The sequence below is a fragment of the Pseudomonas sp. NPDC087185 genome, from assembly GCF_044744955.1.
Classification (GTDB): Bacteria; Pseudomonadota; Gammaproteobacteria; order Pseudomonadales; family Pseudomonadaceae; genus Aquipseudomonas.
This window is the reverse complement of sequence record NZ_JBIUZK010000007.1, coordinates 260174-274403: the sequence shown is the minus strand read 5'-3', so window position 1 is coordinate 274403 and position 14230 is coordinate 260174. Positions and strand designations below refer to the sequence as shown.

Below are 14230 nucleotides of genomic sequence, written 5' to 3'. Positions count from 1 at the left end.
CGCTTTGGTTAGGGACAACGTGCCGAGAGGGCTTCAAAGCCAATCGAACAAGCGCGTGAGCAAATACCCGCACAGCGCGCCGACCGCCATCATCGGCAGTACCACAAGTTCGCGTTTCACACTGAAAATGTCTAGCTTGCAATTGACATAGATGATCAGGAACAGCGTTGGGAACGTATGCAGTGCAGCGCCCCAGATCGCGTATTTGACCCCACCGATGGCCAGCAACAACGGGATCAGGCTCCACAGCGAAATGAGCCGGATAATATTGTCCATTGCCTGGTACTTGGTATGGCCGAGGGCGATCCACAACTGGTGTGCGAGGGTGTAACGCAGTGTAAAGAACGACAACGACAGGATAGCCAGCATTGGGCCGGCGTCGGCATAACGCGCGTCGTACAACCATCCGACCAGCAGCGGGCTGCCGGTCAGGAAGCCGCCGCACAGGAACAACATGACCAGGTCCACAATCAGCCTGAAATGGAAGTACAACCGCTTCAGGCGCGCCTTGTCACCGGACCTGGCAGCCTCGCTGAACGCCGGCAGGGCAACCGATGCGAAGAGTTTCATCAGGCCGGTCTGAAGCGACCCCAGAATCAGCACGGCAATCGAATAGACGCCCAGCTGCGCCACCGTCATGGTGCCGCCAAACCAGATGCGGTCGCCATACATGGCCAACACACCGACCATCGAAGACAGCAATATCCAACGGCCAAACACGATCAGCTCGGTCAGCGCTTCTCGGTCCCATTGCAGGCGGTTGCGCGGGCCCTGCAGGGCCAGGTGGCCCAGCAGCGTGCCGGCCAGGGCCGAGGTCAGCCCGGCAATCACCAGCGACCAGATCGAACGGGTGAAATAACCGATCAGCAACATCGTGATCAAACCGACGACCTGCGAGGCAATGTCCACCAGGACCACGCGCTTCTGTTGGAAAGTTCGCACCGCGACGTCTATCTTGGTCGACTGGAACCCCCAGATGATCGCCGACAGGCCGGTCACCGCCAGCACCAGGGGCAGCTCGGGGGCGGCATAGGTAGAGTGCGCCGGCCACAGGTCCGCCACTTGCGCGCCCCAGGCGCCAAGCGCCAGCAGCAGCGTCAATGCAAACAGTGTGAAGCCGCGCACAATCTGCACGGTCCAGGCGGTGTTGAGAAACAGCGGGTCGTCGCCACGGTGGCTCTGGATGATGTTCTGGCGCAGACCGACATCGGACAGCAGGTGGAGCAGTACCGAAACGGTGGTGGCAATGACCATCACCCCGAACATTTCCGGCAACAGCAGCCGGGCCATGATCAAGTTGCCGCCAAGGCGCAGCACCTGCGAGGCAATCAGCGACACCAGGTTCCATGCCCCGGCGCCCATGGCGCGCTTGCGCAGACTGGCAGATGCTTGCACATCAATCGACGGCATGACTTCAATCTCTGACTGATTGGCTAGAAGTCACTATAGTTTCAATTAGCCATGATGCTAGTGCCCACCCACCCAGGGACAGGTAACCCCCTCGATGCCAGAACATATACGTGCGCTGATCGTCATTCTGTTCGTGGCCTGTGTGGTGTTTTTCCTCGCGCGCAGCCCGGCTACCGACCTGATTCCCGAGGGGGATTTCAAGCGCCGCCGCAACCTGTGGTTCGCCTTGACGCTGGTGGCGTTTTTTTCCCATAGCTACTGGATCTACACCGCCGTTGCCGCGCTGATCCTGCTTACCGCCAGGCGCCGCGAGCGCAACCCCATGGCGTTGTTCTTCATGCTGTTGTTCGTCATCCCGCCAGCGTCCATCGAGGTGCCCGGGTTTGGCGTGGTCAATTACCTGATCGAACTGAACCACCAGCGCATCCTGGCCCTGTGCGTGCTACTGCCTGCGGCGCTGGTGCTGAGCAAGCAGAGCGATACCCTGCCTTTCGGCCGGCTCTGGGCCGACAAGCTGCTGGCCGCCAGCCTGGTGCTGGTGGGCCTGCTGTACCTGCGCGAGACCACGGTGACCGACACCTTGCGCCAGGGTGTGTACTTGTATATCGACGTATTCCTGCCGTATTACGTCGCCAGCCGGGGGCTGCGGGAAATCAGCGACTTCAAGGACGTGATGCTGGCCTTCGTCATCGCCGCGTTCGTGTTGTCGCTGCTGGCGGTGGCCGAGTACGTGCGCCATTGGCTGCTGTACAACGCGCTGCTCGATGCCCTGGGCGTGCAATGGAGCATGAAAGGCTACCTGAGCCGCGGCGGCGCGCTACGCGCCAGTGTCACCACCGGCCAGGCCATTGCCTTGGGTTACGTCATCACGGTCGCCATCGGGCTGTTCCTGTTCGTCCAGGGCTACGTGCGCAACCGCATGCAGCGTTACCTGGGCGCCCTGCTGCTGGCCGCCGGGCTGTTCGCGCCGCTGTCGCGCGGCCCCTGGGTGGGCGCGGTGGTGCTGATCGTGGTGTACATCGCCATGGGCAGGCGCGCGGCAAGCCGGCTGGCCATGCTGGGCCTGGCCGGGTTGCTGAGCATTCCGCTGCTGAGCATCCTGCCCGGCGGCGAAAAAGTGCTCGACCTGTTGCCATTCATCGGCAGCGTGGACAACGAGAACATCACCTATCGCCAGCGCCTGCTCGACAACTCGTGGATCGTCATTCAGCGATACCCACTGTTCGGTTCGTTCGATTTCCGCAACACCCCGGAAATGCAGTCGATGATCCAGGGCGAAGGCATCATCGACATCGTCAACACCTACATCAACCTGGCGCTGCGCATCGGCCTGGTCGGGCTGGCACTGTTCGTGGGGTTCTTTGCCTGCGTCGTGCTGGGCATCAGAAAGACGCTGCGCACCTTTACCGACAGGGATGACCCGTATCGCGAACTGGGCCGGGTGCTGCTCGCAACCTTGCTCGGCATCCTGGTGACCATCTTCACGGTCAGCAGCATCACGGTGATCCCGGTGATCTACTGGTCGATCGCAGGGCTGGGGATTGCCTATATCCAGATGGTCCGCAGGCTCGGCCATGCCGATGCCACACAGCCCGCCAACGCCAGCCTGCAATCGAGGTAATACGATGACCTGCACACTCCTCGGCCCTTGGACCCGAGCAACGGCACTCGTTGGCCTGTTGATGTTGCCGCTGGCCAGCTGGGGCTCGGAGTGGGTGGTCAGCGTCAACGAGCAGAATGGCTTGCCAGGCCTGACACGCGGCGGCGGCGCGGCAATGGCGTCCAGCTTCAATTTCTGGGGCGCCAACTGGAGTTGGACCGGCTTTTACCCCACGCTCAAGGTCGAAGGCCCCTACCACTACACGCTCGCGGGGCGGAACAAGGACCTGGATTTCGACCTGAACGCCGACATACGCAAGGAACAGGCGCAAACCTTGACCTGGCACTTCGACCTGCAAGCGCAGAGCAAGCAGACCGGTGTCATGGGCGGCGGCATCGTCTGGGACTTCGACCCCGCGCTGATCGCCGGCGAAATGGGCGACCCGGTGCTGCTGCCGGACAATCGCGGCTGGTCGTGGGGCAAGAACGCGCAAGGCCCGCGCGTGGAAATGCGCTTCGACCCGCCGTTGGCCAAGGTCTATTTCGAACGGGGCGACACCCGCCAGATACGGACGTTCTTCTACACCGACCCGATCCGCCCGGGCCGCCAACAGATCAAGGCGGTGATGAACGTCACCGGGGACATCGCCCTCGGCCCGACCCCGAGCGAACGCTTTGGCCTCGCCGACCCCATGCAGTGGCCGGATGACCAGCTCGACTGGCGTACCTCACCGGTGGACCTGTCGTTCCTCAACGCCGCAGAAAAACCCGCAGGCAAACGCGGGTTCGTCAAGGCGGTCGGTGAACAGTTGATGTTTGCCGACAACACCCCGGCGCGCTTCTGGGGCACCAACCTGTCGGCCTATGCGCTGTTCAAGACCCCTGAAGAAGAGATCAAGGCGCAAGCCAAACGGCTGTCTGCGCTAGGCTTCAACCTGGTCAGGGTACACCACCACGATTCGCCGTGGGTAAGCCCGAATGTCTTCGGCGACCTGGAGCGCTTGAAGGATACCCAGCAACTCGATGCCGATGCGCTGAAGAAGATCGACTGGTGGATCAAGTGCCTCAAGGACGAAGGCATCTATGTGTGGCTCGACATGAACGTGTCGCGGGTACTGACTGCCAACGACAACATTTATGGCTTCGATGAGCTGCCCAAGGAGCATGGCGTTGCCGGCCTCAAGGGCTACGCCTACGTCAACGTCACCCTCCAGCAGGCCATGAAGCGCTTTGCCCAGCAGTACATGACCCACGTGAACGGCTACACCGGCTTGGCCTACAAGGACGACCCGGCCATCGCCGCCATCCTGATCACCAACGAGAACGACATCACCCACCACTTCGGCAACGCCCTGCTGCCGGACAAGGGCGTGCCCAAGCACAGCAAGCTGTACATGGAAGAAGCCAAGGCCTTCGCCAAGCGGCAGAACCTGCCGGCAGACCAGACATGGCGTGCCTGGGAACAAGGGCCGTCAAAGCGGTTCCTCAACGACCTGGAACATCGCGTGTTCGTCGACATGGTCAAGGACCTGCGTGACCTGGGGGTCAAGGCCCCTATTGCCACCACCAGCACCTGGGGCGGCAACGGCCTGTCATCACTGCCGTCGCTGACCACCGGTGACGTGATCGACGCCCACGCCTATGGCGGCATCGGCCAGCTGGAGAAAAACCCGCTGACCAGCGACGGCCTGATCAACTGGCTCGGTGCAGCCCAGGTGGTCGGCTTGCCAATGACGGTCACCGAGTGGAATGCCGAGCCCTTCCCGTTACCTGATCGTCACTCGTTGCCGTTGTACGTCGCGGCCACCGCCAGCCACCAGGGCTGGGACGCGATCATGCAATACGCCTACAGCCAGCAGGGCTTCCTGGCTCAGTGGCGCAGGGCGGACAACTGGAACGCCTACAACGACCCCGGGCTGATGGCCACGATGCCCGCTGCCGCCCTGCTCTACCGCCGCGAAGACGTGCAACTGGCCAAGACCCGCTACGTGTTCGCGCCTACGCCTGAGACCTTGTACAACAAGCTGATCACACCGAACACCTCAGTGCTGCTGCGTACCGCCATGGAGAAAGGCAGGCTGCAGATCGCCATGCCGCAGACGCCACAGCTGCCCTGGTTGCGGCCCGGGGCCATCCCCGCCGATGCACAGGTGCTGCGTGACCCGGACCAATCACTGCTGGATGCCAATGCCAGCGAGGCGGTTACCGACACCGGTGAACTGCGGCGCAACTGGCAACGCGGGGTTTACACCATCGACACCCACCTGACCCAGGCCGCAACCGGCTGGCTGGGCGGCCAATCGCTGGCCCTTGGCGACATCACGCTTGGGCTCAAGACCGCCTACGCCAGCGTCGCGGTACAAAGCCTCGATGCCAAACCGCTCAACCAGTCGCGCAGCCTGCTGATCTCACTGGGCACCCGCGCCGTCCCGCGGCCAGACGACATGACACCCTTCCACGTCGAACCCCTTGAGGGCACTTTGAGCATCAAGGCCCCCACCGGCTTGAAACTCTACAGCCGCAGCACCGACGGGCAAGAAAAGTTGCTGCCGTCGAGCTTCAAGGATGGCCGCTACCTGATCACCTTCGACGGCCAATCCATGACCAACTGGCTTTTCTTGAAATAGGGCATATCGCCATCTAGAGTCAATTCAGACCTGAATTCCAGGCATTCGACGCTGCGTCTGTTCCAGGAGGATTGGATGAAGTACTTGGTGGTCGGGGGTTCAGGTTATATCGGTTCGCACATGGTCAAGCACCTGATGCGCGCCGGGCATGCAGTGGTGGTGGCGGATACTGAGGCCGCAGGCCCTGGCATCGAATGGGTCGAGCTGGATATCGCCAATGCGCACGCGCTGGACACCCTGTTCGGGGATTGCCACTTCGACGCCGTCTTCCATTTCGCCTCGTACATCCAGGTAGCTGAATCAGTCACCGACCCTGGCAAGTATTACCAGAACAACGTCGCGGCCACCCTGACGCTGTTGAACGCCATGGTGCGGGCGGGCATCAGGCACCTGATCTTCTCCTCCACCGCCGCCGTCTATGGCGACCCGCACTACGTGCCCATCGATGAGCAGCACCCAAAGGCGCCAATCAACCCCTACGGCCGCAGCAAGTGGATGGTGGAACAGATCCTCCAGGACTTCGACCGGGCGTATGGGCTGAAGTCGGTGTGCCTGCGCTACTTCAATGCTGCGGGCGCCGACCCGGAAGGTCTGCTGGGTGAATGCCACGAGCCGGAGACGCACCTGATCCCGTTGATCCTGCAGGCCGCCTCGGGGCGGCGCGAGGCGATCACCGTGTTCGGTCATGATTACGACACGCCGGACGGCAGCTGCATTCGGGATTACGTGCATGTAGCCGACTTAGCGTCGGCCCATGAACTGGCAGTGGAGTATCTGTCGAAGGGAGGCACTACCACGGCGTTCAACCTGGGCAATGGCTTGGGGTTTTCGGTGCAGGAAGTCATCGATACTGCGCGCGATGTAACGGGGCGGCAGATCAATGTGGTCGAGGCCGCACGTCGCGATGGTGACCCGGCGAGACTGGTGGCGGATGCTTCCAGGGCCAGGCTGGTGCTGGGCTGGCAGCCACGGTTTGATTCGCTGGAGCAGATAGTGCGCCATGCTTGGGAGTGGGAGCTGCAGTATCCGTGGCGATGAACTGAGATCCAGAACACACAAGAGCAGGCCTCCCCAGCCTGCTCCCGTTTGTAGCAAGCCTGCGTCTAGTAGTAAGCCCGCGGCTTCTCATCCGCCTTGTTCAACACCGCGCCGATCAGGTTCGCCGTCGCCAGGTGGTGCAGGCAATCCTCGATGTCCTTCTTGCTGTTCATCCCGTTGGCCACCACCAGCAGCACGCAATCGAACTTCGGCAGCACGGTGAGCGCATCATCGGAGCTCAACAGCGGTGGCAAGTCGAAAATGCAGATGCGCGAGTCGTAGCGGTCGCGCAAGTCGCTGATCAGGCTGCTGACCTTGGGCGATGACAGCATCTCGGTGGACATCGGGATGGGTTCGCGCGTGGGCAGCACGACGAAACGCGGCAAGGTCGGGTTGACCATCACCTCTTCCAGCCAGGCCTCACCCTTGAGCAGCTCGTTGAGCGCTTTGCCCATCGGCAAGCCAAGGCTGCTGCCGACCCTTGGCCGGCGCAGGTCGAAGTCCACCAGCAAGGCGGTCTTGGTGGTGTGATGGGCGATGCTCATCGCCAGGTTCACGGCCAGCACCGTCTTGCCCGCCTCGGGTGTCGGCGAGGTGATCGCCAGGGTGCGCCAGCCGTTTTCCTCCATGGCCTGCAGCACTTGCGTGCGAAGCAGGTCGATGGCGCCGCTCATGTTCGAGTTCTTGTTGTACGAGACGATCCGGTTGCGCTCCAGATGCTCCGCATTCAGCGGCACCACCTTGGTCTGCACATAATCGAACTGCCCCAACGCTTCAGGTTTGTCCGCCAGCAGCGGAGCCTTGGGTGTTTCAGCGGGGGTGGGGGAAACCTGGTGAATATTCTTTCCGATAGCCGGCGTAATTCTGTCCATCGCTGCGCTTCCCTATTCAAACCGAGCCATAGCTTTAAACAGCAAGAGGTCCAGTGGCATGTAGAACACGTGGACGACCACCATCAGCATAGCAACTAGCACCAACCCGGCGATCAGCAGCCACGTCCGCCACTTGCGGCGCCTGGTCACATCCGCCTGCGTGGAAATGTACGGCACAGCCACCAGCACACGCTTGCCCAGCACGCTTTCCAGCGCACCCACACCGCGTACCCGCTGGTTGAGCATTTCCAGCAACATCACCAACCCACCGCCAATGGCCGGTGCCAACACCAGGCCCAGGGCGACGATTTTCTTGCGGTTGGGCTTGACCGGTTTTTCCGGCATCAGAGGAGGCTCCAGCAGCACGAAACGTTCGGCCTTGTTTTCCTGTTCGAGGCTTTCGGTGATTTTCGCACCCATTTCCTTGTTGCGGATTTCCTCGTACTTCTTGCGTGCGTTGTCGTGATCACGCATCAAGGTCACCAGCCCACGCTCGACTTGCGGGGCTTCGAGGATGTCGGCCTCGTAGCCTTCCATCTTGGCGGTGAGCTGGCGTTTCTGTTCGGCCAGCGAGCTGATGCGCGATTGCGCTGCAGCCATCTTGGTGCGCACCCTCGCGGCATCGAGGTTCATGGCCGCAGCCGCAGCGATGCCCTTCCCGCCCGACGCCTGCAGCAGATCGATCTTGCGTTTGACCGCCACGACATCGGGGTGCGCCGGGGTGTATTTGGTGAGCAGCCGGGCGTACTCGGCCTTGAGGCTGGCCAGGTCTTGCGGTTGGTCTGCTGATGCAGGCCTCCCGCCGGCGGCCTGGCTAGGCACGCCCGCATTGGCGGCAGACAGTTCCAGTTCGAGGTAACGCAGTTCTTCCTGGGCGGACTTGTAGTCGCGGTCAACCTCACGGAACTCCAGCTCCGAGCGCGACAGCATGCTCATGCGCAGCTGCTGGTTCTCGGGCAAGGCATTGGCGTGGGCCTGTTTGAAGTCCGCCAGCTTGTTTTCGAGGTCGGCAAGTTCCGCGCCGAGCTTGTTCGCCTCTTGGGTGAGGAACTCGGTGGTTTCAGTAGCCCTTTCAGTGCGCTGTTTCATGTTTTCGTTGAGGAACAGCGTCACCAGTTCGTCGGCCACTTCCTTGGCGACGTCAGCGCGTTTGTCTTCGTACGAAACCGTGAACGCGACCGTCGCTTCGCCTCGGCCTTTTACATAGGTACTCAGCGTGGCCACGACGATCGCGTTGCGCATCTGGTCGATCTTGTCGGTTTCGCTGAACTGCCGGCCCTTGTCGGCGAACAGGTTGTACTTGTCGATGATCTTCAGCAAGTTCTCGCGGGTCATCACGCGCTGGCGGATGACCTCGATGCGCTCATCGGCAAAGCTGTTGTTGTTCGCTGAAACCAGGTCCGGGGAAATCTGCTGGGACTCCACCAGGATGGTGCCGGTCGATTGATAAAGCGGCGGCACCGTGACGGCGACCCCCACGGTTGCGGCAACCACGACCACGATGCTCACCCCCAGCAACAAGGCGCGGTCCTTGATGATGGCGATGTAATCTTTGAGGGAAAGCTCGTACTCGGATTTCATGGTGGCCACCCGTGCGAGAGTCAGATGTCGGGATATCTATACGTCAGCGTCAATCCAGCAATGGTCGCGTCAGCGTCGGGCAAGCCATCTTGCTTACGCTGCTTGTACATCAAAGAGAAACGCAAGTCCCAGGCCGGCGAAAACGCTCGGCTGGCCCAGATGCCGTAGGTCTGCAAGGTATTCGGTGATACGCCTTTGCTGTCCTGCCAGGATGCATCGACGCCCACGCGGTCGACCTCGGTGACCAGGTAGCTCCAACTGCCGCGAACCATGTCGAGTTCGGCGAAACCGCCCTCGGCGTTGGCGACAGTGCTGCGCTCGGCGCTCAAGCTGGCATCGGCACGTACGCCGCGATAGAACAGCGACATGCCGCCTTCACCACGGCGCCCTCCCCCCGGGCCAGTAGTCTTGTTGACGCCAACATGCATCTCGCCTTCGAAGCGCTCGGAGAACCGGTGACGCACGCCGATGTTCGGGCTGTAACTGTTGGAGGACACTGCAGTGGTGTCATCCTGCGGTTCATAACGCCTGGCGTTGAAACCGGTGATGATGTCGGTGCGCTCGTTCCAGGCGTAGGTCCAGGTCGATTTGTTGAACAACTCGTCGTAGCCGGTCAGCGTACTGATGTCGTAACGTGCATGTGAGTACGTGAGCACGTTCGCCAGCGTACTGCGCTCGGTCACCGCACTTGTCCAGTTACCCTCCAGCGTGGTCATCTTCTGGGTGCCGTCGGTGGTGACCACACCGGTATCCTGCACGGCCCCGGACAGCGTGGAGCTTTCTTCATAGCGGGCCAGCAGGCCAAAGCCGCCGGTCTCGGTTTCGCGCTGCCAGCCCAAGCTCAGTTTGGGGTCTTCGCGGTCATCGACGACCGAACGGTCGGATGAGCGCAGTACGTTCACGCCCAACCCAAAGCGCAGCTGGTCACGATCGAACTGGCCCGTGAGGGTGTAGTCGGGTGCAATGATGGTACGCGTCACACCTTTCTCCTCGGACGTCAGGAGCAATGGGTTGCTGTCGTACTCGACAGACGTGGGTACCACGACTGAAGACTGCCAGATGGCGGCGTGAGCCACCCCCACGAACGGCATCATCATGATCGCCGTCGCAACACGTGTTGGTCGAAAAATAGGCACTGGAGATTCTTATTTATATGAAGGGTCAAGGTACGACCAGCGTATCGCCAGCCTGAAGTTGGAAGTTGGTGGACATGTCGCGCCCGGAAACCAGATCCTTGTAGCGCACCGGCAAGACCTTTTGCGACGGACCGCTGCCGCGGATCACCTTGATGGCACTTTCGTCGGCGAATTTGTCCATTCCGCCCGACATGCTAAGTGCCTGAAGCACCGCCGTAGGGCCCGCCATGGGCACCGGGCCTGGCTTGATCACCTTGCCTTGCACATACACGAGATTACCCGCGGTGCCGGTGACGACGACGCTGACGTTGGGGTCGGCGAGAAAGGGTTTGAGCCCGGCCGTTACCTTACTGGCTACCGCCGTGACATCAAGGCCGGCCACATCGATTCGGCCAGCCAGAGGGAATGTGATGCTGCCGTCGGGAAGGACAACGGTTTCCTGGCGAAGTGTGTCTTCCTGCCATACCGAGATCAACACCCTGTCGCCGGGGCTGAGCAGGTACGCCGGGTTGCCAGGGTCGGCGACACTGGCGCCGGACCACGCTACGAGTACGCAGAAGATGGAAATCAGCAAACGCGCCATGAGGGATCCCTCCGGCCTTGCGGCCCAGGTTCAAGAGCACTGAATGAGAACAACACTAAACCTCTCGCTCCGCTTCGCAGCCGGTAAACCTGCTGCGCTGGCCTCGAGCGTCCTGGAGGCCTTCTACCGCGATGCCGCTTCGCCTGCCATTGCCAACCTGCGCCTGGGGCGCCAGCTACTGGAATATAGCAACAGCTGGAAAATTGACAAGCGGCGGATCCCCCCTCGACGCCACGCTCCGTTATTAAGCGTCAAATCACTGGCAGTCGCGTAAAGGTATTCAACTTTTTAATCGTGTTGTACTGAACTAGATTTTCTTTCTGTTGGCCACGGCAACAAACCCGATAACCGCAAATGCAAACAGCCAACCGGCTGTCGCCAAGGGAACAATGTTGGTCTGGCTCATATAAGAGTCAGCCGCCCGAGCTGCACCACTCAATAACACCAACAGAAAAATGGATTTGATGAACAGTGTCGAGCGCATGGTCCCCTCCTACGAAGAGGAAAGTGTGTCATTGGTGTTGTGCGGAAGAATGTAACGCTGGTGATTGGAGCTTATGGGCACGGTGCCATTACGTCAACGATCCGACACCATAATAAATATCAATCGACCACTGTCGCTCTCGTCAATATCTCGACATGCAAAAGATGCAAGGTAGCTTAACCCTGAAGACTCTATTGCAAGCGCTTGATATGGCTGTGATTTGAAATATCACCTTTCGCTGCTGAACCGCCCGGCTATGTGGACGATGCGGCAGTTCAACAGCGTGGATGTGTTTCATCAGCGAGAACAGGTGAGAATCATTGCGCTTCGCGTCACGCTTATGACGGGAACAGGTCTAGGGTGCGCTCCACTTCCTCGATATCGACGGTAAAGCCATCACCCTCGGGCATGCCCACGACAAAGCCGAAATGCTGATGATCGCGATCCGTCAGGTATTTGTAATAGCTGACGAAGCGGTTCGGCGGCTGCAGGGCCAGCACCGCGCCCCCTGTGCGCAGGACATTGACGCCGTGCACCAGCTGGCTGCCCTCGACGCCGATCACCGTCCTGGCCCCCGCGCAGGCCGCAACAATGGTCGGCACATCACACTTGAGCGGGTTGATGACGCGAAAGCCGCGGTGCTTGCGCAAGTGTTCGGCCACTTCCAGTTCGTTGCGCATCAAACGCAAGTCGCCTTCACTGCCGCGCAGGATGAATACCCCTGGGTGTGCGCTGGGGTCTACATGCGACAGCAACTTGTCACCCATGGCACGGTAGCGCTGGTGCCGGCTGCGGTTATTGCTTACATCGTCGAACAACACCAGTTCCTTGAAATAAGCGCTGCGAATTCGCAACGGCTGCATCCCTAACCAATCTTCATAAGCCGGCCCTTGGGTGAACAGCGGATACCGGGCCGATGGCGCGGTGGTTACCGGCACGCCTTCGTCGCAGGCCAATGCATAAGTCGGGCAATCTTCCATCAGCCAGGTGCCAAACCAGGTGTTGCCATTCTGCGTGCAGTAGGCAGCCCCCCGCTCGATCTCGTACTCCACTTTCACCCGCGGAAAACGACCGGGCTTCAACGACAGCCAGTGGCTGGCATTGGCCTTGTAGAGCGCCCCGTCGATCATCCATACATCCTTGATCAGGTAGCCGCGGGTCGGCCCCTGTTGTGCACTGATGCCACCCTCCATGGTGCGTGCCGGGTGCACGTAGGGGTAGAAGCGCTTGGCTTCCCAGCCAGTGACCCGGTCCAGTTGATTGGGTAAATAGTAAGCCGGGGGCGACAGGGTCTGCTCGCCGGGTGCGATATCCCAAGTTTTAACAGCCAGGTTTTTTATATCGATATCGGCTCTGCGCATGAGCCGCTTTCTGAGCATGTTTCGGTAGGCCGCCAGTGTCCAGGTATGTTCGCTGGCCATCCGTGATGCACTGAACATTGAGATATCGCTACCCATCACACGCCCCCTATAGATGACACTGTCAATAACCCGCCAAAGACGTGTGTTGAAATGCCTGCCTGACGTGCAACTTAACTGGACAACACCCTTTCCATCGTCGGCGGGGTTTTTACGCTGGCATAACGCTCGCGCAAGTTCTCGAGAAACAATTCGCCGGAACTTTTCGCGCCATACAGGTAGATCTTGTGCAGGCCGCCGAACACCATTTCGTGATAACGGCTGGCCAGTTCTTCATCACTGGAGCCCTCGGGCAAGCCGAGGTGCAGCGTCAACTTGTTGCCTTCCACCGCAAATAGCGGTGTGTCCCAAAGAAACTGCGCTACCCCGGTCTTAGGCAAGCGGATGAACAGGTAGGCATGGTTGCCCAGCGAATCGACGTCACCGCCGCGCCGGCGCTTCCATTTCAGCAGCCCGTCGTCGGGCCGCGCCAGGCACAGGCCAATATCATAATAGTCATAGCCATTGGCCAAGGCCCACTCAAGCGCCATGAACGTGGTAATCGAGTTGACTTCGCGCAGCCTCTTGGCGTCGGAAAACACCGCTTCGCAGTACCCGAAACGCAGGGTGCTCCAGTAGCGCTTGCCCGCGCGGGTTATCTCGCAGCCCAGGTGGCAAGCAACCACTTCGCCATTGAGCGTGATCAAGTCCAGCCGGCCCACGCCCTTGGCCAGGCGGAACACGTCTTCCGTGGGAAATTGCGCCGCATGAATACCCTGCCTGGCAGTGGCATAGGGGCGCAGCAGGTCACGGTCGGCCATGGCGATTTCTTCATCCGACATGGTCTGCCGCATTTCGTACAGTGGACGGTTCTTGCGGATGCTGCGGCGCAGTTCGCTGTCGTAGCGAGCAGTGATATCGTCCAGCGAGCGTCCCAGCGGGACAACGGCGCTCAGGTAATGCGGGACAGACAAGGCCCCCAGGGTGGGCAGTTCACTGACCACCACCCGGTTCGCAGTACCGGTCGCCGCACTGCTCTCGGGCGCTTGGGCTGTCTGCTGCCCCTTGCCGCCAATCAGCAACTTGGCCATTTCTCGTTGCTGCTTTCTGCCAATGTACAAAATCTCGTACGGGCTTTCCTGTTGTACCCTGAACCTGGCGACCTCCCAGCGCCAAAAGCAGGCGCGCCCTAACACGTCGCGTAACACATTTGAGACGTTTCTGAGCTCGTAGCGCATGGACGGGGAGATGAATTTTCGGGCTATCGCTGCCAGGTGCTGTTTCATGTCTTCTTCGACGTCCTTAGAGGTTGCCCATGGGCTTGATCGGAAAAGAGTAACGGTAAAGCGCAGATAACCCACTCAACACACTGATATATATAATAACTTTGCCTAACACCACCCCTAACATTCAGTAACAATTTAAGATGCAAGGGCGCAACTTGGCAAGCGGCCAATTGATATCACGCCCCTCTATTTAATGGCGTCAAATAACGTGTAATTA

General features: G+C 60.3%; 12 protein-coding genes. 4 read left to right on the top strand and 8 right to left on the bottom strand.

Going from position 1 to position 14230, the window contains the following annotated elements; genetic code table 11:
- Positions 1–33: 33 nt before the first annotated feature.
- A complete protein-coding gene (locus ACIPIJ_RS23690) occupies positions 34–1410 on the bottom strand; it encodes an oligosaccharide flippase family protein (protein WP_401081244.1) in 1377 nt (458 codons plus the stop codon).
- Between the two features lie 94 nt (positions 1411–1504).
- On the opposite strand from ACIPIJ_RS23690, the gene ACIPIJ_RS23685 reads away from it, so the two are divergent.
- From ACIPIJ_RS23685 to galE, 3 genes are all read left to right on the top strand, one after another.
- A complete protein-coding gene (locus ACIPIJ_RS23685) occupies positions 1505–3031 on the top strand; it encodes an O-antigen ligase family protein (RefSeq protein WP_401081241.1) in 1527 nt (508 codons plus the stop codon).
- 4 nt (positions 3032–3035) lie between these two features.
- A complete protein-coding gene (locus ACIPIJ_RS23680; RefSeq protein WP_401081238.1) occupies positions 3036–5636 on the top strand; it encodes a glycosyl hydrolase family 5 in 2601 nt (866 codons plus the stop codon).
- Positions 5637–5711: 75 nt separating this feature from the next.
- Positions 5712–6674: a UDP-glucose 4-epimerase GalE gene (gene galE / locus ACIPIJ_RS23675; RefSeq protein ID WP_401081235.1), complete on the top strand. Its 963-nt coding sequence runs from the start codon at positions 5712–5714 to the stop codon at positions 6672–6674.
- Positions 6675–6739: 65 nt separating this feature from the next.
- On the opposite strand, the gene ACIPIJ_RS23670 is transcribed toward galE, so the two are convergent.
- Genes ACIPIJ_RS23670 through ACIPIJ_RS23655 form a run of 4 tightly spaced genes read right to left on the bottom strand, consistent with a single transcriptional unit; the run spans position 6740 to position 10846 of the window.
- A complete protein-coding gene (locus ACIPIJ_RS23670) occupies positions 6740–7546 on the bottom strand; it encodes a CpsD/CapB family tyrosine-protein kinase (protein ID WP_401081232.1) in 807 nt (268 codons plus the stop codon).
- A gap of 12 nt (positions 7547–7558) precedes the next feature.
- Entirely contained in the window at positions 7559–9127 is a 1569-nt protein-coding gene (locus tag ACIPIJ_RS23665; protein ID WP_401081229.1) for a GumC family protein, read from the bottom strand.
- 20 nt (positions 9128–9147) lie between these two features.
- A complete protein-coding gene (locus ACIPIJ_RS23660; RefSeq protein WP_401081226.1) occupies positions 9148–10263 on the bottom strand; it encodes a hypothetical protein in 1116 nt (371 codons plus the stop codon).
- Positions 10264–10288: 25 nt separating this feature from the next.
- A complete protein-coding gene (locus tag ACIPIJ_RS23655; protein WP_401081224.1) occupies positions 10289–10846 on the bottom strand; it encodes a polysaccharide biosynthesis/export family protein in 558 nt (185 codons plus the stop codon).
- Positions 10847–10889: 43 nt separating this feature from the next.
- Between ACIPIJ_RS23655 and ACIPIJ_RS23650 the strand changes: the two genes are divergently transcribed.
- The gene (locus ACIPIJ_RS23650; RefSeq protein ID WP_401081221.1) at positions 10890–11120 is read left to right on the top strand and encodes a hypothetical protein; all 231 of its coding nucleotides are present in this window, start codon (positions 10890–10892) and stop codon (positions 11118–11120) included.
- Between the two features lie 33 nt (positions 11121–11153).
- On the opposite strand, the gene eppA is transcribed toward ACIPIJ_RS23650, so the two are convergent.
- From eppA to ACIPIJ_RS23635, 3 genes are all read right to left on the bottom strand, one after another.
- Positions 11154–11330: an EPS-associated small membrane protein EppA gene (gene eppA / locus ACIPIJ_RS23645; protein WP_167060926.1), complete on the bottom strand. Its 177-nt coding sequence runs from the start codon at positions 11328–11330 to the stop codon at positions 11154–11156.
- A 338-nt stretch (positions 11331–11668) separates the two neighbouring features.
- On the bottom strand, positions 11669–12787 hold the full coding sequence (locus tag ACIPIJ_RS23640) for a glycosyltransferase family 61 protein (RefSeq protein WP_401081217.1): 1119 nt from the start codon (positions 12785–12787) through the stop codon (positions 11669–11671).
- A 74-nt stretch (positions 12788–12861) separates the two neighbouring features.
- The gene (locus tag ACIPIJ_RS23635; protein ID WP_401081214.1) at positions 12862–14013 is read right to left on the bottom strand and encodes a hypothetical protein; all 1152 of its coding nucleotides are present in this window, start codon (positions 14011–14013) and stop codon (positions 12862–12864) included.
- Between the last annotated feature and the right edge of the window lie 217 nt (positions 14014–14230).

Bases quoted from the DNA above. Each gene is read 5' to 3' on its own strand.
- ACIPIJ_RS23690 (WP_401081244.1), bottom strand. From the start codon at position 1,410: ATGCCGTCGATTGATGTGCAAGCATCTGCCAGTCTGCGCAAGCGCGCC.
- ACIPIJ_RS23685 (WP_401081241.1), top strand. From the start codon at position 1,505: ATGCCAGAACATATACGTGCGCTGATCGTCATTCTGTTCGTGGCCTGT.
- ACIPIJ_RS23680 (WP_401081238.1), top strand. From the start codon at position 3,036: ATGACCTGCACACTCCTCGGCCCTTGGACCCGAGCAACGGCACTCGTT.
- galE (WP_401081235.1), top strand. From the start codon at position 5,712: ATGAAGTACTTGGTGGTCGGGGGTTCAGGTTATATCGGTTCGCACATG.
- ACIPIJ_RS23670 (WP_401081232.1), bottom strand. From the start codon at position 7,546: ATGGACAGAATTACGCCGGCTATCGGAAAGAATATTCACCAGGTTTCC.
- ACIPIJ_RS23665 (WP_401081229.1), bottom strand. From the start codon at position 9,127: ATGAAATCCGAGTACGAGCTTTCCCTCAAAGATTACATCGCCATCATC.
- ACIPIJ_RS23655 (WP_401081224.1), bottom strand. From the start codon at position 10,846: ATGGCGCGTTTGCTGATTTCCATCTTCTGCGTACTCGTAGCGTGGTCC.
- ACIPIJ_RS23650 (WP_401081221.1), top strand. From the start codon at position 10,890: ATGAGAACAACACTAAACCTCTCGCTCCGCTTCGCAGCCGGTAAACCT.
- eppA (WP_167060926.1), bottom strand. From the start codon at position 11,330: ATGCGCTCGACACTGTTCATCAAATCCATTTTTCTGTTGGTGTTATTG.
- ACIPIJ_RS23640 (WP_401081217.1), bottom strand. From the start codon at position 12,787: ATGGGTAGCGATATCTCAATGTTCAGTGCATCACGGATGGCCAGCGAA.
- ACIPIJ_RS23635 (WP_401081214.1), bottom strand. From the start codon at position 14,013: ATGAAACAGCACCTGGCAGCGATAGCCCGAAAATTCATCTCCCCGTCC.